This is a genomic window from Microbacterium sp. MYb66 (genome assembly GCF_002979435.1).
GTDB lineage: Bacteria > Actinomycetota > Actinomycetes > Actinomycetales > Microbacteriaceae > Microbacterium.
This window is the reverse complement of record NZ_PCOV01000001.1, coordinates 439,576-458,359: the sequence shown is the minus strand read 5'-3', so window position 1 is coordinate 458,359 and position 18,784 is coordinate 439,576. Positions and strand designations below refer to the sequence as shown.

General features: G+C 68.4%; 19 protein-coding genes and 1 tRNA gene. 10 read left to right on the top strand and 10 right to left on the bottom strand.

Going from position 1 to position 18,784, the window contains the following annotated elements:
- Nucleotides 1–32: 32 nt before the first annotated feature.
- The 4 genes from ilvD to CQ045_RS02145 all read right to left on the bottom strand — a co-directional run bounded on the left by ilvD (nucleotide 33) and on the right by CQ045_RS02145 (nucleotide 5,349).
- A complete protein-coding gene (ilvD, locus tag CQ045_RS02160) occupies nucleotides 33–1,751 on the bottom strand; it encodes a dihydroxy-acid dehydratase (protein WP_105721037.1) in 1,719 nt (572 codons plus the stop codon).
- 9 nt (nucleotides 1,752–1,760) lie between these two features.
- On the bottom strand, nucleotides 1,761–2,558 hold the full coding sequence (otsB, locus tag CQ045_RS02155) for a trehalose-phosphatase (protein ID WP_105721036.1): 798 nt from the start codon (nucleotides 2,556–2,558) through the stop codon (nucleotides 1,761–1,763).
- Nucleotides 2,559–2,610: 52 nt separating this feature from the next.
- Nucleotides 2,611–4,017, bottom strand: a complete 1,407-nt coding sequence (locus CQ045_RS02150; RefSeq protein WP_105721035.1) for a trehalose-6-phosphate synthase — start codon at nucleotides 4,015–4,017, stop codon at nucleotides 2,611–2,613.
- 66 nt (nucleotides 4,018–4,083) lie between these two features.
- A complete protein-coding gene (locus tag CQ045_RS02145; protein WP_105721034.1) occupies nucleotides 4,084–5,349 on the bottom strand; it encodes an MFS transporter in 1,266 nt (421 codons plus the stop codon).
- A gap of 212 nt (nucleotides 5,350–5,561) precedes the next feature.
- Here CQ045_RS02145 and CQ045_RS02140 point away from each other — a divergent pair, with 212 nt between their 5' ends.
- Both CQ045_RS02140 and CQ045_RS02135 read left to right on the top strand, forming a co-directional pair.
- Nucleotides 5,562–6,767 (top strand): PLP-dependent aminotransferase family protein, encoded by a 1,206-nt coding sequence (locus CQ045_RS02140; RefSeq protein ID WP_258130922.1) that lies wholly within the window; start codon nucleotides 5,562–5,564, stop codon nucleotides 6,765–6,767.
- Nucleotides 6,768–6,776: 9 nt separating this feature from the next.
- Nucleotides 6,777–7,076 (top strand): hypothetical protein, encoded by a 300-nt coding sequence (locus CQ045_RS02135; protein ID WP_045265130.1) that lies wholly within the window; start codon nucleotides 6,777–6,779, stop codon nucleotides 7,074–7,076.
- Between the two features lie 24 nt (nucleotides 7,077–7,100).
- Here the strand turns inward: CQ045_RS02135 and CQ045_RS02130 are convergent, their stop codons facing one another.
- From CQ045_RS02130 to CQ045_RS02120, 3 genes are read right to left on the bottom strand one after another with little or no spacing between them, the layout of a single operon-like run.
- Entirely contained in the window at nucleotides 7,101–8,285 is a 1,185-nt protein-coding gene (locus CQ045_RS02130; RefSeq protein WP_105721033.1) for an acetyl-CoA C-acetyltransferase, read from the bottom strand.
- Nucleotides 8,278–8,946: a CoA transferase subunit B gene (locus CQ045_RS02125; RefSeq protein ID WP_181156408.1), complete on the bottom strand. Its 669-nt coding sequence runs from the start codon at nucleotides 8,944–8,946 to the stop codon at nucleotides 8,278–8,280. The genes CQ045_RS02130 and CQ045_RS02125 overlap by 8 nt, the downstream gene beginning before the upstream one ends.
- Before the next feature lies 1 nt (nucleotide 8,947).
- Nucleotides 8,948–9,721 carry a CoA transferase subunit A gene (locus CQ045_RS02120; RefSeq protein ID WP_105721032.1) on the bottom strand — a complete coding sequence of 258 codons (774 nt, stop codon included), beginning with the start codon at nucleotides 9,719–9,721 and terminating at the stop codon, nucleotides 8,948–8,950.
- A gap of 103 nt (nucleotides 9,722–9,824) precedes the next feature.
- Between CQ045_RS02120 and CQ045_RS02115 the strand changes: the two genes are divergently transcribed.
- From CQ045_RS02115 to CQ045_RS02100, 4 genes are all read left to right on the top strand, one after another.
- Nucleotides 9,825–10,613 (top strand): IclR family transcriptional regulator, encoded by a 789-nt coding sequence (locus CQ045_RS02115; RefSeq protein WP_105721031.1) that lies wholly within the window; start codon nucleotides 9,825–9,827, stop codon nucleotides 10,611–10,613.
- Between the two features lie 37 nt (nucleotides 10,614–10,650).
- Nucleotides 10,651–11,088, top strand: a complete 438-nt coding sequence (locus tag CQ045_RS02110) for a MarR family winged helix-turn-helix transcriptional regulator (RefSeq protein WP_105721030.1) — start codon at nucleotides 10,651–10,653, stop codon at nucleotides 11,086–11,088.
- Nucleotides 11,085–12,314, top strand: coding sequence for an MFS transporter (locus tag CQ045_RS02105; RefSeq protein ID WP_105721029.1), 1,230 nt, complete (start codon nucleotides 11,085–11,087; stop codon nucleotides 12,312–12,314). The genes CQ045_RS02110 and CQ045_RS02105 overlap by 4 nt, the downstream gene beginning before the upstream one ends.
- Nucleotides 12,315–12,386: 72 nt before the next feature.
- On the top strand, nucleotides 12,387–12,869 hold the full coding sequence (locus tag CQ045_RS02100; protein ID WP_105721028.1) for a YbaK/EbsC family protein: 483 nt from the start codon (nucleotides 12,387–12,389) through the stop codon (nucleotides 12,867–12,869).
- A gap of 55 nt (nucleotides 12,870–12,924) precedes the next feature.
- On the opposite strand, the gene CQ045_RS02095 is transcribed toward CQ045_RS02100, so the two are convergent.
- Entirely contained in the window at nucleotides 12,925–13,230 is a 306-nt protein-coding gene (locus tag CQ045_RS02095) for a MerR family transcriptional regulator (protein ID WP_105721027.1), read from the bottom strand.
- Between the two features lie 145 nt (nucleotides 13,231–13,375).
- On the opposite strand from CQ045_RS02095, the gene CQ045_RS02090 reads away from it, so the two are divergent.
- Nucleotides 13,376–13,642 (top strand): hypothetical protein, encoded by a 267-nt coding sequence (locus CQ045_RS02090; protein WP_105721026.1) that lies wholly within the window; start codon nucleotides 13,376–13,378, stop codon nucleotides 13,640–13,642.
- A gap of 56 nt (nucleotides 13,643–13,698) precedes the next feature.
- Nucleotides 13,699–14,127: an Hsp20/alpha crystallin family protein gene (locus tag CQ045_RS02085; protein ID WP_105721025.1), complete on the top strand. Its 429-nt coding sequence runs from the start codon at nucleotides 13,699–13,701 to the stop codon at nucleotides 14,125–14,127.
- 131 nt (nucleotides 14,128–14,258) lie between these two features.
- Here CQ045_RS02085 and CQ045_RS02080 read toward each other — a convergent pair.
- Nucleotides 14,259–14,331: transfer RNA gene (locus CQ045_RS02080), tRNA-Lys, on the bottom strand.
- A gap of 154 nt (nucleotides 14,332–14,485) precedes the next feature.
- Between CQ045_RS02080 and CQ045_RS02075 the strand changes: the two genes are divergently transcribed.
- Both CQ045_RS02075 and CQ045_RS02070 read left to right on the top strand, forming a co-directional pair.
- A complete protein-coding gene (locus CQ045_RS02075; RefSeq protein WP_258130921.1) occupies nucleotides 14,486–15,286 on the top strand; it encodes an inositol monophosphatase family protein in 801 nt (266 codons plus the stop codon).
- Nucleotides 15,287–15,321: 35 nt separating this feature from the next.
- On the top strand, nucleotides 15,322–15,876 hold the full coding sequence (locus CQ045_RS02070; RefSeq protein ID WP_258130920.1) for a hypothetical protein: 555 nt from the start codon (nucleotides 15,322–15,324) through the stop codon (nucleotides 15,874–15,876).
- Nucleotides 15,877–15,897: 21 nt separating this feature from the next.
- Here the strand turns inward: CQ045_RS02070 and CQ045_RS02065 are convergent, their stop codons facing one another.
- Nucleotides 15,898–18,780: an HAD-IC family P-type ATPase gene (locus CQ045_RS02065; RefSeq protein ID WP_374955010.1), complete on the bottom strand. Its 2,883-nt coding sequence runs from the start codon at nucleotides 18,778–18,780 to the stop codon at nucleotides 15,898–15,900.
- Nucleotides 18,781–18,784: the final 4 nt, after the last annotated feature.

Below are 18,784 nucleotides of genomic sequence, written 5' to 3'. Positions count from 1 at the left end.
TGTGGAGGACGCCGGATGCCTGTGCATCCGGGTCAGCCGGTCGTCGCTCCCTCGGCGGCGGACCGCACGAGGCGCGAGTACTTGGCAAGAACGCCTCGGGTGTAGCGCGGGGGAAGCGGCTCCCAGCCAGAGCGGCGGGAGGCGAGCTCTGCCTCATCGACGAGTAGATCGAGAGAGCGAGCTGCGATATCGACCCGTATCAGATCACCATCGCGCACGAAGGCGATAGGACCTGCGTCCACCGCTTCGGGTGCTATGTGGCCGATGCACAGGCCGGTTGTGCCGCCTGAGAATCGTCCGTCAGTCAAGAGTAGTACATCTTTTCCGAGGCCCGCGCCCTTGATGGCCGCGGTGATGGCGAGCATCTCGCGCATACCCGGTCCGCCCTTGGGGCCTTCGTAGCGGATGACGATGACGGTTCCCGGGTCGATGGTGCCCTCGGCGACGGCGTCCATCGCCGCGCGCTCGCGCTCGAACACGCGCGCAGGCCCCTCGAAGACGGCGGCGTCGAAGCCGGCAGTCTTGACGACGGCGCCCTCGGGTGCGAGGGAGCCGTGCAGGATCGTGAGCCCGCCGGTCGCGTGGATCGGGTTGTCGAAGGTGTGGATGACCTCGCCGTCGATCGGCTGCGGGTCGAGGTCTGCGAGGTTCTCGGCGAGCGTCTTGCCCGTGACGGTGAGCGCGTCGCCGTGAAGCAGGCCCTCGTCCAGCATCGCCTTCATGATCACGGGGATGCCGCCGTGGCGGTCGACGTCGTTCATGACGTACTTTCCGAACGGCTTCATGTCCGCGACGTGGGGCACCTTGTCGCCGATGCGGTTGAAGTCGTGCAGGTTCAGCTCGACCTCGGCCTCGCGGGCGATCGCGAGCAGGTGCAGCACGACGTTGGTCGAGCCACCGAGGGCCATGGCCAGCGCGATCGCGTTCTCGAAGGCCTCCGGAGTGAGGATGTCGCGAGTCGTGATCCCCTGACGGAGCAGGTTGACGACGGCCTCGCCCGAGCGGTGGGCGAAGTAGTCACGGCGACGGTCAGCCGCGGGCGGGGCGGCCGAGCCGGGGAGGCTGAGCCCGAGCGCCTCGGCGACCGAGGCCATCGTGTTGGCGGTGTACATGCCGCCGCACGCGCCTTCACCCGGCGCGATGGCGCACTCGATGCGCTTGAGGTCCTCTTCGCTCATGAGCCCGGCGCGGCAGGCGCCGACGGCCTCGAACGAGTCGATGATCGTGACGTCCTTCTCGGTGCCGTCGGAGAGCTTGACCCAGCCCGGCGCGATCGAGCCGGCGTAGAGGAACACGCTCGACAGGTCGAGACGGGCGCTGGCCATGAGCATGCCGGGGATCGACTTGTCGCAGCCGGCGAGGAGCACGGAGCCGTCGAGGCGCTCGGCCATCATGACGGTCTCGACGGAGTCGGCGATGACCTCGCGCGACACCAGCGAGAAGTGCATGCCCTCGTGGCCCATGGAGATGCCGTCCGAGACGGAGATCGTGCCGAACTGGAGCGGGTAGCCGCCGCCCGAGTGCACGCCCTCCTTCGCGCCCTGCGCGAGACGGTCCAGGCTCAGGTTGCAGGGAGTGATCTCGTTCCAGCTGGAGGCGATGCCGATCTGCGGCTTGTCCCAGTCGGCGTCGCCCATGCCGACGGCACGGAGCATGCCTCGGGAGGTCGTCGCCTCGATGCCGTCGGTGACGACGCGGCTGCGGGGCTTGATGTCGATGGGCGCGCTGTGAGAGGGATCATGCGAGGACATGACGGAAGTCTATTGCCGTGCGGAGGTGCGTTCGTCCGCCAGCGCCTCCAGAAGCGCGGCGATCTGTTGTGGAGTGTCCACACGCAGAGTCGCGGCGCTCTCCCCCGGCCCGACGCGCACACCGAGGTCGCCGGACTGCAGCACGCGCATGGCGTCCTCGTCCGTGACGTCATCGCCCGCGAACAGGATGCCGGTGGCGTCGAAGCGCTCTCGAAGCGCCGCCATGGCCGCATCCTTGCCCTCGGTGCGGGAGGAGAACTCCAGCACGCGGTGTCCGGCCCGACGCCGCCAGTGCGGGAAGCGTTCGGCGACGAGAGCGTCGATCTCGGCGAAGACCCGTTCCTCGGTCTCACGATCGGCACGTCGGGTGTGCACGCCCATGCCGAACGTCTTCGGCTCGAACTCGGCACCCTCGTAGCGCTCGATGATCGGCTTCGCCGCCGCCCAGAGCTCTTCGCGCGCACCCGACTCGGCGACATCGCCGGGGGCGTCGGCGTCTCCTTCGCCCGGGAACCAGTACTGGGCGCCGTGCGACCCGGCCAGCGCGATCGTCGAGTCGTCGGTGTGCTCGGTGATCACGCGCAGGTCGTGCATGCTCCGTCCTGAGACGTAGGCGACGACCGTGTCGGGAAGCGCGGCGAGCCGCTCGACCTGGACGGCGACCTCGGGCAGTGCCCGGGCGGCCATCGGGTCGGGGACCAGAGGCGATGCGGTGCCGTCGAAGTCGAGGGCTACGACGAGCCGCGGTGTGGCCGCCAGAGCGCGCAGGTCTTCATCGGGGGTTCCGGGGATCCAGGGGCGCGTCACAGGTACTCCATTCGCAGGGGGTCTCCCCCCAGTATCGCGGCAGCGCCGACGGTCAGCGGCCACGCACCTCGGCGAGTGCGCTCAGGAACGATGACGACCAGGCGTTCACGTCGTTGTCCAGCACACGTCGACGGAGTGATCGCATGCGCCGGCCCTGCTCGGCCGGAGGCATCTCCACCGCGGTCATGATCGCGGCCTTCAGGCCTTCGATGTCGTGCGGGTTGACCCGGACGGCCTGACGCAGCTCGTCCGCGGCGCCCGTGAACTCGCTGAGCACCAGAACTCCCCGATCATCGACGCGAGTGGCGACGTACTCCTTCGCGACGAGGTTCATGCCGTCGCGCAGCGCGGTCACGAGCATCACGTCGGCGGCGAGGTACAGAGCGACCATCTCCTCGCGCGGATACCCCTGGTGCAGGTAGCGGATGGCGGTGTGCCCCATCGTGTCGGTGTCGCCGTTGATGCGGCTGACGGCGAGCTCGATCTCGTCGCGGAGATGCACGTAGGCGTCGACGCGCTCCCGGCTGGGGCTGGCGACCTGGACGAGAGTCACGTCCTCGACCTTGAGCCGCCCTTCCGCGAGCAGCTCGCCGTAGGCCTTGATGCGGTGGCGGATGCCCTTCGTGTAGTCGAGCCGGTCGACTCCGAGCAGGATGCGCTTCGGATTGCCGAGGCTCGCGCGGATCTCTGCGGCGCGGGCGCGGACATCCTCCCGAGCGGCGAGTTCGAGGTACGGCGCGGTGTCGATGGAGATCGGGAACGCACGCGCCAAGGCGGTGCGCGTCCCGTCCCCCTCGGGCACGGCGACGTTCGGCCCCTTGACCTCGTACCGGAGGCGACGGCGCACGGCGGTCAGGAAGTACGTGGCGTCCTGCGCGCGCTGGAAGCCGATGACGTCGGCTCCGAGCAGCCCGCGCAGCACCTGGTCTCGCCAGGGCAGCTGGGCGTAGAGACCGTGGGCGGGGAACGGGATGTGATGGAAATAGCCGATCGTGACGTCGGGGCGCAGCTCCCGGACCATCTGCGGGACGAGCTGCAGCTGATAGTCATGCACCCAGACGGTGCCGTCCGGTGCGGTGGCGGCAGCGGCAGCCTCCGCGAATCGGCGGTTCACGGTGACATAGGCATCCCACCACTCGCGGTGATACTGGGGCGGGGCGATGACGTCGTGATACAGCGGCCAGATCGTGTCGTTGGCGAAGCCCTCGTAGTACTCGGCGACCTCCTCGGCGCTGAGCGCGACGGGGATCAGCCGGATGCCGCCGGCTTCGAACGGTGCGAGCTCGACATCAGCCTGTCCCGCCCAACCGACCCAGGCCCCGTTCACATTGCGCATCATGGGCTCGAGGGCTGCGACAAGCCCACCCGGCGAGGTGCGCCAGATCTCCTCGCCGTCCGGTCCCTCCACCCGATCGACGGGAAGCCGGTTGGCGACGACGACGAAATCTGCAGCTGTCAAAGTGTGACTCCTCACGCCAGGGGTTGACTCCAACCTACCCAGGATGCCGAGATCCTGCCGGGTGCGTCAGGCCGTGACGGAGGTCTGACGACGACTCGTGCCGCTCAGCGCCCAGTTGGCGACCCCCGCGGCGAACGCGATGGCTGCGGCGATCATCGGCAACAGCAGGGCGGCGGAGGTCCCGATGCTCTCGGCGATCTCACCGGCCACGGCTGCGCCGATCGACTGACCGACCACGACTCCCGACCCGAGCATGGTCATCACGGTCGCAGACCGCCCACGCGGGCTGCGCGCGGCACCGAAGCTGTACTGGGTCACCAGGGTCGGGCCGATGCCGACGCCCATGATCGCGAGCTCCAGCATCATCGTGGCCGGGGAGTCGACGAAGCCGAGCAGCAGGCTGCCGGCGAGCAGGATGCCCGAGAACACGAGCCAGCGTGCGCGCATCGAGAAGGCCGGAGGCAGCCACGCGACGCCCAGGGCGAGCACGGCGGAGCCGACACCCATGACGCCGTAGAGAAGACCGGCCTGCTCCGGAGCGCCGAGATCCGCCATGAACGACGTGAGCGAGGTGAGCATGGTGCCGAAGAAGATCCCGACTCCGAGGATGCCGAGGACCACGATGAGCAGTTGCGGACGGAACAGTTCGGAGACGGACGACGGAGCTCTGCCGTCCGCATCGCGATCCTGCGACACGTGGCGACCGCTGGGGTGCAGGGCGAACGCTCCGACGAACACGACCGTCAGGATGGCGGCTCCGACGAGCGGCGCCCACGGCGCGATCGCGGACGCCAGGATCCCGACCAGGAACGGCCCGAAGACGAAGACCGTCTCATCCGCGGCGGATTCGTACGCCATCGTGCCGGACACCGTTCGGGCACGACGAGCCTCCGGCATCCGCTCCCCGATGATCGTCACCAGCCGGGAGCGCGAGAGCGGGGCGACCTGCGGCGCCGTCGCACCGATGCCGATGGCCGCGAGCAGGACGAACCCGTCGGCCGACGGACCGTAGACGACGAACGTGAACAGCAGGAGCATCGCCCCGTTCGCGAGGGCGAGCACGAGGAGCACGGTGCGCTGGCCGAAGCGGTCGGCCGCAGCGCCGAGCAGGGGGCCGAAGCAGGCGGTCCCCAGACCGACCGCGGCCGAGGTGAGACCGCCGAGCGACAGCGAGCCGCGCGACGACACGACCACGGTCAGGACGCCGACGACCATCATGGCGAACGGCAACCTGGCGATGAAGGCGATGAGGAAGTACGGGAATCCTGCGATGCGGAAGAGGCTCGGTCCGCTGAGCAGCTGCTCGGAAGGGTGCGAAGTTGCGTGTGTCATGGCTCTCGCGCGTCGATGACGCGAAGTCGGGTGCCGCCGCTGTCCATCGGGGTGCCGATGGCCGGTAGATACACGGTGTGCGGCCGCGGGCGAGCCGCGACGCCTCCATGCTACCCGTCCGTCCCGAACGGAGGCAGGGAAACGCTCCCCTGTGGACACCACTAGTCTGGCGACACCGCCACGCTGCACGCCGCACACCGAGGAGAGATCCGTTGCCGATCGTCCCCCAGGCCACCGCCGCACGCTCCGCCCTTCCTGAGAGATCACAGCGCGCCGGAAGCGCCAAGACCTCGCCGGTCCGTGATCTTCTGGCGCTCACCGAACGACCGGAGGTGATCTCGTTCGCCGGCGGTCTGCCCGCACCGGAACTCTTCGACCTGGAGGGGATCCGCGCCGCGTTCGATGCCGCGCTCCGCTCCCCCGGCGTGCTCCAGTATTCGATGTCCGAGGGGAACCCGGCGCTTCGGGAGCAGGTCGCCGCGCGCTACACCGCCGATGGGCTGCCCACCTCGGCGTCGGACCTGATCATCACGACCGGATCGCAGCAGGGCCTGGGTCTGCTCGCCACCTCCCTGATCGATCCCGGCGACACGATCCTGGTCGAGGAGCCGTGCTACCTCGCAGCGCTGCAGACATTCGCTCTCGCCGGGGCCCGCGTGGTCGGCGTGCCTTACGACGGCGACGTCCTCGACCTCGAGACACTCGACCGGCTGGCCGCCGAGCACGCCCCGAAGTTCTTCTACACCGTCCCCACGTTCCAGAACCCGACCGGTCGCACTCATGGTCTCGACGCGCGCCGGGCGATCGCCGAGATCGCCGAGCGACGCGGATTCCGCATCATCGAGGACGAGCCGTACCGGCAGCTGCGCTACACGGGTGAGGCACTTCCCTCGCTTGCGGCGTTCGCACCGGATCACGTCCTCAGCCTCGGCAGCTTCTCGAAGGTGATCGCACCCGGGCTCCGCATCGGGTGGATCCGCACGACCGCGGAGATCCGCGCGTCCGTCACGATCGCCAAACAGGCCGCTGACCTCCACACCTCCACGATCGATCAGGCGGCCGCCGCCCACTACCTCGCATCCGGCCGCGGTGAGCCCGCGCTCACGCGCATCCGCGAGGCTTACGCGGCACGCCGCGATGCGATGCTCGGGGCGCTGCCGGCCGCGCTGCCCGGCGGGAGCACCTGGAACCGACCCGACGGCGGCATGTTCGTCTGGGCGCGACTGCCCGAAGGAATCGATGCGACGGAGTCACTCGCGCGGGCGCTCGCCAACGACGTGGCCTACGTCCCCGGAACCTCGTTCTTCTCCGGGCGGCCCGACGATCGCGCACTCCGCCTGTCCTTCACCACCTACTCCCCTGACAGGATCGAGGAGGGCTTGTCAAGGCTCGGTGCGACCTGGGGTGAGGGAAGGTAGCGTAAAGGAATGCGCTACCTCTTCAGCACCGGTCTTGTCGCGGCGATCTCGGCAGGAGTCTCGTTGCTGCGCGGCACCCGCGAGCAGCCCATCACCTGGCGCGCCGTTCTGTCCTGGGTGAGCTGGGGCATCACGATGGCTCTCGCGGTGGGCGCCGTGATCGACATGAACCGCGAGCGCCGCGGCGTGCTCGTCGATGCCGATTCACCGCAGTCGGTCAAGAAGGCGAAGAAGGCGCAGCGGCTGCAGTTCCGTTCCCAGAAGGCCCTCGCCGACACGCAGGACCACGCCAAGGACGCGCGTCCCTGAGCGCCGCCGCGCTGCCGAACCCCGTCACCGGGTGAGGATGAGCGCCTCGCCCTGACCGCCCCCACCGCACAGTCCGACGGCTGCCGTCCCCCTCCCTCGGCGAGCGAGTTCATGCGCGACATGGACGACGAGCCGGTTGCCCGACGCCCCGATGGGGTGGCCGATCGCGATGCCGCCGCCGTGGATGTTGACGATGCCCTCGTCGAGGCCGAGCTCCACCTGCGAGCGCGCCACGACCGCGCCGAAGGCCTCGTTGATCTCCACCAGGTCGAGGTCGGCTGGCGTGATGCCCTGCTTCTCGCAGGCACGCTCGATCGCTCGGGCGGGCTGGGCCTGCAGGGAGTTGTCGGGGCCGGCCGTCTGCCCGCTCGCCCCCACGGTCACCAGCACCGGCCATCCCTCCGCCTCCGCCGTGCGCCGCGTCGTCACGACGACAGCCGAGGCGCCGTCGGAGATCTGCGAGGAGTTGCCGGCGGTGATGGAACCGCCCTCGGCGAAGGCTGCACGCAGACCCGCGAGCGTGTCGACCGTGGTCTCCGGACGCACTCCCTCGTCCTTCGTCACGAGCACCGCCTCGCCCCGCCGCTGCGGCACCTCGACGGCGACGATCTCGGCGTCGAACACGCCGGCGCCCTGCGCGGCGTCGGCGCGCTGATGCGACAGCGCGGCGACCCTGTCCTGAGCCTGTCTGGTCAGCTCGTAGCGTGCATTGTGCCGTTCCGTGGACGCCCCCATGCTCTCCCGGTCGTAGGCGTCGGTGAGTCCGTCGTAAGCCATGTGGTCGAGGACTTCGACGCTCCCGTAGGTCCAGCCGTCGCGGGATCCCATCAGCATGTGCGGCGCCCGCGTCATCGACTCCATCCCCGCCGCGACGACGACCTCGGCGTCGCCGACGCGGATCATCCGGGCGGCATCGATGACGGCCGTGAGGCCGGACAAGCACACCTTGTTCACGGAATGCGCCGGGACATCCCAACCGATGCCGGCTCCGATGGCGGCCTGGCGCGCAGCGTTCTGACCCGAACCCGCGGCCAGCACCTGACCGACGATGACGGCATCCACGGCCGTCGGATCGATCGATCCCTGCTCCAGGGCTCCACGGATCGCGAAGGAGCCGATCTGAGGAGCGGTGAAGGCGGCGAGCTGTCCTTTGAGACGCCCCTGCGGGGTACGGGCAGCGGCGACGATGACGACGTCATTCTCAGTCATGGTCCTTGTTCCTTCCGGTGAGCAGGATTTCGGAGACGGTGAGCGGCGGTTCGGTCGCGGCGATGACCTCATCGACGGTCACCCCGGGTGCCGTCTCGACGAGGACGAGACCGTCGGCCACGACGTCGATCACCGCCAGGTCGGTGATGATCCGGTCCACGACTCCGCGACCGGTCAACGGGAGCGAGCACTCCTCCACGATCTTCGCGGATCCGTCCTTCGCCACGTGCTCCATGAGCACGATCACCCGGCCGGCGCCGTGCACGAGGTCCATGGCGCCACCCGGACCCTTGACCATCTTGCCGGGGATCATCCAGTTCGCGAGATCGCCCGCCACCGAGACCTGCATGGCTCCGAGGATGGCGGCGTCGATCTTGCCGCCGCGGATCATGCCGAAGCTGGTCGCCGAATCGAAGAACGCGGCACCGGGCAGCGTCGTGACCGTCTCCTTGCCCGCGTTGATGAGGTCGGGATCGACGGCCTCCTCACGGGGATAGGGTCCGACCCCGAGGATTCCGTTCTCCGACTGCAGCACGACGGTGACCCCCTGCGGCACGTGGTTCGGGACGAGCGTCGGCAGGCCGATGCCGAGGTTGACGTAGGCGCCGTCCTGGAGTTCCGCTGCCGCGCGGGCGGCCATCTGATCGCGGGTGAGTGCCATCTCAGGCTCCTTCCGCGGCGACGGTGCGCCGCTCGATGCGCTTGGGGATGTCGGTGCCGACCTCGACGATACGGTGCACGAAGACGCCGGGGAGGTGGATGCTTTCCGGGTCGAGCTCGCCCGGTTCCACGAGCTCCTCGACCTGGGCGATGCAGATGCGTCCTGCCATCGCCGCGAGCGGGTTGAAGTTTCGCGCCGCCTTGTTGAACACGAGGTTGCCCTGGCGGTCTCCACGCGCGGCGTGCACGAGGGAGAAGTCGGTGGCGATCGCCTCTTCCAGGACGAACTCCCGGGACTGGCCGTTCACGGCGAAGGTGCGCACGTCCTTCACGGGCGAGGCGACCGCGATCGTGCCGTCCGCGTTGTACCGGCGGGGCAGTCCGCCTTCGGCCACCTGCGTGCCGACGCCGGTCTGGGTGAAGAAGGCGGCTATCCCGGACCCGCCGGCCCTGAGCTTCTCGGCCAGAGTCCCCTGTGGAGTGAGCTCGAGTTCGAGCTCGCCACTCAGGAACTGGCGCTCGAATTCCTTGTTCTCGCCGACGTACGACGACGTCATCTTGCGGATGCGCTGCGCGGCGAGCAGGACGCCGAGTCCCCAGTCGTCCACGCCGCAGTTGTTGCTGACGACACTGAGGTCCTTCGTTCCCTGGGCGAGCAGGGCCTCGATCAATGCGATCGGATTGCCGGACAGGCCGAACCCGCCGACCGCGAGCGATGCGCCGTCCTGGATGTCGGACACGGCCGCTCGCGCGGACTCCCATTGCTTGTCGATCACGTCGGCTCCTTCGGTTCCGTGCTCTCCTCAGCATCCGCCTGCATTCCGGGAAGCGGAACCATGATCTTGCGATGTGGCCGAAATCGCAGGTAGCGTCCACGATATGGAATCCTCGTCCACGCAGGTCCCGGGCGCCCAGGCCATCGCACGCGCCGCCCGACTCCTGCGTCTGGTCACTGCGGCGGGGGCCGATGGCGCCAGCCTGCAGGAGCTCGCCGGCGCGGCCGACCTCTCCCGCTCGACGGCGCACCGCCTGCTCAGCGCACTCAAGGTCGAGGGGCTCGTCGATCGGGATGGCGACAGCACCCGATGGATGCCCGGGCCCGAGCTCTTCCTCATGGGATCGGTAGCCGCAGCACGCTACGACGTGACCACTCTGGCGCGGGACATCGTGCGCTCCCTCGCCGTGAAGACCGAGGAGAGCGCCTTCTTCTCGGTTCGCCGCGCCGACGAGACCGTCTGCCTGTTGCGGGAGGAAGGCTCCTTCCCGATCCGTTCCTTCGTCCTGAGCGAGGGCGTGCGATTCCCGCTCGGCGTCGCGAGCGCCGGACTCGCCATCCTGGCCTTCCTCCCTGACCACGATGTGGATGCCTATCTGGAACGGCATCCCGAGCTGGAGCACACATGGGGGCGCCCGCACGGAGAAGGCCGGCTCCGCACCCGTCTCTCCGAGACGAAGGAGCGCGGCTACGCAGTCAATCCCGGCCTGATCGTCGAGGGAAGCTGGGGCCTCGGAGCCGCGGTCTTCGATCGGTCGGGTCGCCCGGAGTGGGCACTGAGCCTGACCGGCGTCGAGTTCCGATTCGGCCCGGACCGCCGCGCCGAACTCGGCCGCATCCTGCTCGCTCACGCCCATCAGCTGTCCGCCCGGATCGCGAGCGCGCGGCGGTAGCACTCTTATCCATACCACTTGATATATACTCGTTGGTATGAATCGTTCGGATGTCATCCCGTCCCTGGTGCTCTCCGGCTACGCATTGGGCCGGATCGCCGCTCAGGATGCCGGCAACGACGCACCCGCCGCGCAATGGCGGGTGCTGAGCCTCCTCGAGCAGGCAGGCTCCAGAAGGGTGGGCGAGCTCGCCCAGGCGGCACGGACGACACAGCCGGGGATGACCCGCCTCCTCGGCGGCTTGGAGAGCGAGGGACTCATCCTCCGCTCCCCCGATCCCGACGATTCACGCGCCACGGTGGTCGACATCACCTCCTCAGGAACCGCCGCACTCGATACATGGCGCGCGGAGTTCCGCGAGACGCTCGCGCCGCGGTTCGCCGCGCTGAGCGACGACGACTGGTCCGCCCTCACTCGTGCAGCGGAGATCCTCGCCGCGCACACCGCCACTGATCGAACAGGAGCAACCCGGTGAACACCCCCGCCACCCCCTCGGTGTGGAAGCAGCCTGCCCAGGTCTGGGCCGTCGCCTTCGCATGCGTCGTCGCCTTCATGGGCATCGGACTCGTCGACCCGATCCTCCCCGCGATCGCCGAATCGCTCCAGGCCTCACCGGTCGAGACCGAGCTGCTGTTCACCAGCTACCTCCTCGTGACGGGTCTGGCGATGCTGGTCACCAGCTGGATCTCCAGTCGCATCGGGGCGAAGGCCACTCTGCTCATCGGTCTCGCACTGATCGTCGTGTTCGCGCTCCTGTGCGCGCTGAGCGGCAGCGTCGATGCCGTCATCGGCTTCCGCGCCGGGTGGGGGCTCGGGAACGCCCTGTTCATCTCGACCGCTCTCGCCACGATCGTCGGCGCCGCCTCCGGTGGCAGCAGCGCAGCCATCATCCTGTATGAAGCCGCGCTCGGCCTCGGCATCGCGGTGGGCCCCCTGCTCGGCGGTCTTCTCGGTGAGCAGAGCTGGCGCGGACCGTTCTTCGGCGTCGTCGTCCTGATGGCCATCGCGTTCGTCGCCGTGCTCGTGCTGCTGCGCGGACCCGGCGAGAAGCGCGTGCCGGTCCCGTTCTCGGCACCGTTCACCGCATTGCGGCGCCCGGCGCTCGCCGTTCTCGCGGTCGCCGCCCTCTTCTACAACATCGGCTTCTTCGTGCTGTTGGCCTTCTCGCCGTTCCCCCTCGGCTTCGGCGCGATGGGCATCGGATTCACCTTCTTCGGCTGGGGCGTCGCCCTCGCAGTCACGAGCGTCTGGGTGGCACCGGTCCTGATGCGCCGGATGCCTCGCACCCGCATCATCCTCATCGTGCTCCCGCTGCTGGCGCTCGATCTCATCGCAGCCGGGCTCCTGGTGGGGAACGCCGCCGCCCTGGTCGCCTGCATCGTCGTGGGCGGGCTCCTGCTCGGCGTGATGAACACCGTGCTCACCGAAGCGGTGATGGAGGCGACGGACCTCCCGCGTTCGGTCGCGTCGTCGGCCTACTCGGCCGTACGGTTCCTCGGCGGTGCGATGGCTCCCCCGATCGCGGCGCTGCTGTGGCACGCGTTCAACGCGACCGTGCCCTACCTGTTCGCCGCGGTCTCGGTGCTGCTCGCCGCGCTCACCGTCTTCCTCGGCCGCCGGGTCCTGGCGCACATCGACGACGAGGCGGCCGACGCCACCACAGAGGACGCCGCGGCGATCCTCGTGGGTGACGCCGCCTGAACCTGACCACAGCGTCGGGCCGGTCATCGATGCCCGGCCCGACGCTGTGTCGCACGTGGATATGGTGGTCCGATGACCGAAAGCGCCCCTCTCCCCGAGCGCAGCAGAATCGTGCAGAAGCACCTGACGGCTGCCGGCATCGACACGACGATCCGCGTGCTGCCGGACTCCGCACGCACCGCGGTCGAAGCGGCAGCGGCCATCGGGTGCACGGTGGCGGCGATCGCGAACAGCCTCATCTTCCTCGCCGACGGAGAGCCCGTCCTCGTCATGACCAGCGGCGGACACCGTGCCGATCTCGCCGTTCTGACAGCCAGCCTCGGGGTGGCGGAGGTGACGATGGCTCCGGCAGCCATCGTCCGCTCCGTCACGGGTCAGGCGATCGGCGGCGTCGCACCCGTCGGACACCCCGCGCCGCTTCGCACGTTCATCGACGAAGCGCTCCGGGATCACGATGAACTCTGGGCTGCCGCGGGCCACCCGCACACCGTGATGCCGCTGACCTTCGAACAGCTTCGACTGATCACCGAGGGGACGATCGTCACCGTAGCCTGAGCGTTCCTCCGGGTCCGAAGCCGCACCGGGTCACCCTCTCCTCGCCGCGATACGTCTAGCTCCCGGACGGCCCCCTGCCGAGACCTCGAAGGTCGAGAGTCGCGCGAAGCTCGGCGTTCTCGTCTTCGAGGCCGATCACCATGCCGATGCCCGCGAGGTTGACTCCGCCGTTCTGAAGGTCGGAGATCCGGCGCATGCGGTCGATGTCCTCCGCGCTGTATCGCCGGGTCCCGCCGTCGGTGCGTGCCGGGTCGACGAGCCCCTTGCGCTCGTACAGCCGCAAGGTCGCCGGGGGCAGATCGAGGAGTTCGGCCGCGATACCCATCGTGTACACCGGTCGCGTGCGAGAGGTGGATTCCATGGAAAGAAGTCTGCTCTTCCCACTTGCATTCCGTCAATGTTCGGTGTACAAAATATGCATCAACTGATCCACATCTCTCCGGGTCGCGGTGCCGCTCCTCCGGCATCACGACGGTAGGCGACGACAGGTATGGAGGTGATCTTCCGTGGAAGCGACGCATCCGGTCGACGACACGACGACCGCGTTCGCGGATATCGTCTATGCGGATCCGGAACTGCTGCGGGTGGAGTTCGAACAGGTCGTATCCCGCCTGCTCGTGGGGACGTGCGAGGCCGCCTCGCCGCACGTCGCGGCCGGTCCCGGACGGCCGCTTCGACGTCTCGGTGCCCAAGCCATGAACTCCTGGGTTCAAGAGCTCCCCGAGAGGGTGCGGGCGCCCCCGCGTGCTGCGGCCGGCGTGCCGCTTCCGTGACCACCACCGTCGGACGGCTTGTCCTGCCGTCGCTCATCGGAAGGAGATTCCTCACCATGTCGATGTCATTCGATCCTTTCAGCCAGCTGGACCGGATTGCGCAGAGCGTCTTCGATACCAGCCGGCAGCCCCGCCTGATGCCCGTGGATCTGTTCCGCGAAGGCGACCGCTACGTCCTCAACGCCGATCTTCCCGGGGTGGACCCGGGTTCGGTCGATGTCGATGTCGACGGTCACCTTCTCACGATCCGCGCCGAGCGGACGGAGGCGAACCGCGACAACTCGCGCTGGCTGGCCCAGGAGCGCCCGTTCGGGTCCTACGTCCGTCGCTTCACCATCGGTGACGACGTGGATGCACAGGGCATCAGCGCGACCTACGACAACGGCGTTCTCAGCGTCATGATCCCGATCGCTGAACGCGCCAAGCCTCGCAAGGTCCAGATCGAGTCCCTGGGTTCCCGCGGCGCCAAGGCCGTGACCGCCTGATCCCGTAAGAATCCACGGCTCGTCATCGCCTTCGCGGGTGGCCGCAGTCGAACGGCTCGGCCCCCGCGAAGGCGGCCCATCGAGAAGCAGAAAAGCCCCGGAAACTGGCGAGAGTTTCCGAGGCTGATCCGTGCACCCCCTCGGACTTGAACCGAGAACCCACTGATTAAGAGTCAGTTGCTCTGCCGATTGAGCTAGAGGTGCGTGGCCCGGGATAACCCCGACCGAGGAATTACATTACCAGCCGACCGGCCCCATGCGAAATCGGGCTGGGCCCGGGCGTGCCGGTCTCCGTAGCGCTCGGAAACATGGCCATCCGTCCCTCGGCGCCCTCATCCACGGCGACTATCCTGAGAGGGTGACCGCCTCCCCCCACGCCGACAATCTGCGCAGCGATCTCGAGCTCGCGCTTCGCCTCGCCGACGCTGCCGATGGTCAGTCACTCCCGCGGTTCGACGCGGCCGACCTCGAGATCTCGACCAAGGCCGACAACTCGCACGTGACGGACGCCGATCTCGCCACCGAGCGGGCGGTCCGTGGCATCCTGGCGACCGAACGACCCGATGACGGGATCTTTGGCGAGGAGTTCGGTGCCCAGGGCAGCACGCACCGTCAGTGGATCATCGATCCGATCGACGGGACGGCGAACTTCCTTCGTGGTGTCCCGCTGTGGGGAACGATGATCGCCCTGGCGATCGACGGCGTCCCGCAGGTGGGCGTCGTGAGCATGCCGGCGCTCGGACGACGTTGGTGGGCCGCCACCGGAGAAGGTGCCTGGACCGACGACGACGGCGGAGCCCGTCGCCTCCGGACCTCGTCGGTCTCGTCCCTCGACGACGCGAGTGTGAGCTTCCAGAGCATCGCCCAGTGGTCGGACGCCGGGCGCCTCGACGCACTGCTGAGGGTTGCTGCACGGGTCTGGCGCGATCGCGCATACGGAGACGTGTACGCGTACATGCTGCTCGCCGAGGGGCGCATCGACATGGTCGCGGAGTTCGATGTGAAGGAATACGACATCGCCGCCGCCGTGCCGATCGTCCGCGAAGCCGGGGGTCGGATGACGGCGATCGACGGCGCAGAGACGATCGCAGCGCGGTCGACACTCGCAACCAACGGCACCCTTCACGACGACTTCCTGACGTTGCTCCTTCAGGACTGACACGAACCACGAGGCCAGCGATGATCCCCCGCATCATGACCGCCACAGCGGGCGTCCTGCTGCTCGTCATCGTTCTCGCCGCGTGCGCGGCGCCTTCGGAACCCGAGCCCTCTCCCTCGTCCGCGGCCGTCGCCCCCAGCCCGACGCCGAGCACCGACCCCGTGGCATCGCCGGAGCCGGAAGAGACGCCTGCGGTACTGACGTGCGAGTCGATGATCTCGGCCGGAACGGTCAGTGCGCTCACCGGAGCCGGCTGGACGGCACAGCCGAAGGAGTTCGTCGTCGGCGGGGTCGACTTCTCCGAAGGACTCCTCTGCTTCTGGGCCGACTACACGGTCGCATCCGACCACGGTCAGCTCTACGGCTGGGCACCGGTGAGCGGAACAGACGCAGCGACCGCGCAGGCAGGACTCCTCGCAGAGGGCTGGAAGCGCGAGGACGGACCGGACGGGGTCTACTTCACGGAGGACGCGCGCTACGCGATGGGCACCGACGAAGACGGATACGGCATGACCTACCTCTTCGGCGACGGCTGGGTGCGGTTCGCGGACACCCGGCAGGGACTGATCCTCATCGAATGGACGGGCTGACCGCACCGCACGGCGGGAGCGCTACGGCACCGTCGCACCCATCGAACTCTCGAGGATGCGCCCGAAGCGCCGCGACACCGGTGGTGTCCACAGCAGGACGATGATCGCCGCAGCAGCTGCGGCCGTGACGGCGGCGCCCCAGTCCCAGCGATCACCGAAGACCAGCACGATCGCACTGAGGGCGATGGCCAGACCGAGGAAGATCGTCAGCATCAGTCGCGAGAGCCCGCTGCCGCGGCGCACCCCCGCCGCGACCGCGAGCACGAGGAGACCGAACAGCGCGATGCCCGCGCCGGTGAGGGAGAAGACCGACGCGCTGGCATCCGTCTCATAGCGGCCGAGGAACACGAGGATGCCGAACCCCGTGGCAAGGATGCCGAACACATAGGCGAGGACTGCCACGACAGTCGTGACGATCCCGGCCACGGCCTGCGGGGCCGTCGCATGCGACGCGGACGGCTCCAGCGTCCGACCCGACGCCGGTCCCACGACCGGCGTCAGAACGAATCGGCGATGCAGCAGACGTACGACCTCGATCGCGGCCACCATCACGATCGTGATCCCCGAGAGCGCGACGGCGAGGTCTTCACCGGGATCGACGAGGACGAAGAACTCGCGTGCGAGCGGGATGGTGAAGACGGCGATGAGGAGGACGAACATCGCACCCACGACAAGCACTTTGAAACGGTTGAGAGGACGCGCGAGTACGGCCAGCACCCAGATGCCGACGACCGCGAGGATCACGGTGGCCCCCGTGCGCAGCTGTTCCTCATGGACCCCGAGACCCCGTGCGACGAAGGTGTACCAGGTCAGGCCCAGCGCGACGACGATCCCCGACGGAATCGCGAAGCTCAAGGATCGCCGAAGGAACCCCGGCACATAGCGCGCCGCGTTCGGCATGAGTGCGAGGAAGAACGCCGGGATGCCGATCGTGAGCCCGTCGGTGATCGACAGCTGCCGGGGCAGGAACGGGAACTCGAGCACGAACACCCCGAAGATGATCGCGAGCAGCGTCGCGTAGACCGTCTTGTTCAGGAACAGCATCGATACGCGTTCGATGTTGGCGATGACCTGGCGCCCTTCGGCGACGACGTCGGGCAGGTGCGAGAACTGTCCGTCGAGCAGCACCAGCCGCGCCACCGCTTTGGTGGCGGGAGACCCCGAGTTCATCGCGATTCCGATGTCCGCCGCTTTGATGGCGAGTGCGTCGTTGACGCCGTCCCCGGTCATGGCAACGGTGTGCCCGTGGCTCTGGAGCGCCGTCACCATGCGCTTCTTCTGCTCCGGTGTGACACGGCCGAAGACGGTGTGCTGGTCCAGTACGTCCGCGAGCTCCACGTCGTCCTCGGGAAGCTGGCGCGCGTCGAAACCCTCCGCGACGTCCAGACCGACCTCGCGAGCGATCGCGGCGACCGTGCGCGGGTTGTCGCCCGAGATGATGCGGATCCCGACCTCCTGCCGCGCGAAGTATTCGAGGGTCTGCGCGGCGTCGGGGCGCACCTGCTCGCGGAAGGTCAAGACGATGATCGCGGTCACACCGTCCGGAAGTCGCTCGGAATCGACGTCCGCCTCATTCAGTGACGAATCCGAGTGACCGAGGACCAGCGTGCGACGCCCGGTCTCCGCGAGTGCGGTGACTGTGCGTCCGAGCTCGGTCGCATCCGTCGTCGCGGCATCGCCGAACACCATCTCCGGCGCACCCATCACCCAGGTCCCCGCGACCTCTTCGAAGGAGACCGCGCTCCACTTACGCGCTGAGGAGAAGGGGATGTAGTCCGCGACCGCGAGCGGCGAGGTGACCGGATACGCCGTCCGCATCGATCGCGCGGTGGCGTTCGCATCCGGAGATGCGGCATACCATGCGAGCGCCGCTGCTGCCGCTTCGGTCTGCTCCGGAGTGAGACCGGCGAGGGGATGGGCTTCGTCGAACCCGATCTCCCCCACCGTGAGGGTGCCGGTCTTGTCGAGACACACGACGTCGACGCGGGCGAGCCCTTCGACCGCGGGCAGCTCGTTCACCAGGACCTGTCTGCGAGCCAGCCTCGACGCACCGACGGCGAACGCGATGCTCGTCATGAGCACCAGCCCGAGCGGGATCATCGCCGTCAACGCGGCGATCGTGTTCACCACGGCCTGCACCCAGGCGCCGCTGGAGAACACGGTGGCGTATCCGCCGGTGACGATAATCTGCGCGTTCAGGACGAGCAGTCCCACCGGCCCGATGACCCAGCTCACCCACTTCAGCACCCGGTTGACCGACGAGCGGAGTTCGCTGGAGACGAGCGAGAACCGTTTCGCCTCCCCCGCGAAGTGATTGGCGTACGAATCGGCACCCACGCGGGTCGCCTGCGCGGTCCCCTCGCCCGCGACGACCACCGCACCGGAGAGCGCCTCGTCCTCCGGCTGCTTGTCCACCGGGTCGGACTCACCGGTGAGCATCGATTCATCGATCTGCAGCCCGCGCGCCGTGAGGATCCGAGCGTCCGCGGGCACCTGCTCACCGGCACGCAGTACGAGCACCTCGTCGAGCACCACCTCGGTGGGGGCGATCTCGGTCTCCGCACCCTCTCTGAGCACCAGCGCGCGAGGGGCGTTCATCAGGGCAAGACGGTCGAGCGCAGACTTCGCGCGGAACTCCTGGACGCAGCCGATGATCGCGTTCGCGAAGGCGGCGAGCCCAAAGAGCGCATCCTGCCACCGTCCGACCAGGAAGAGGACCAGGAAGCATGCGAAGACGATGCCGTTGAACAGCGTGAAGACGTTCGCGCGCACGATGTTCCACGCGCTGCGGCTCGTGTCCGCCACGAAGGCGTTCGTCTTCCCGGACGCGACGCGTTCCGCGACCTCCGCACGGGTGAGACCGGTAGCGACAACATCGGGGGTCGACTCCACAGATTTCAATATAGGT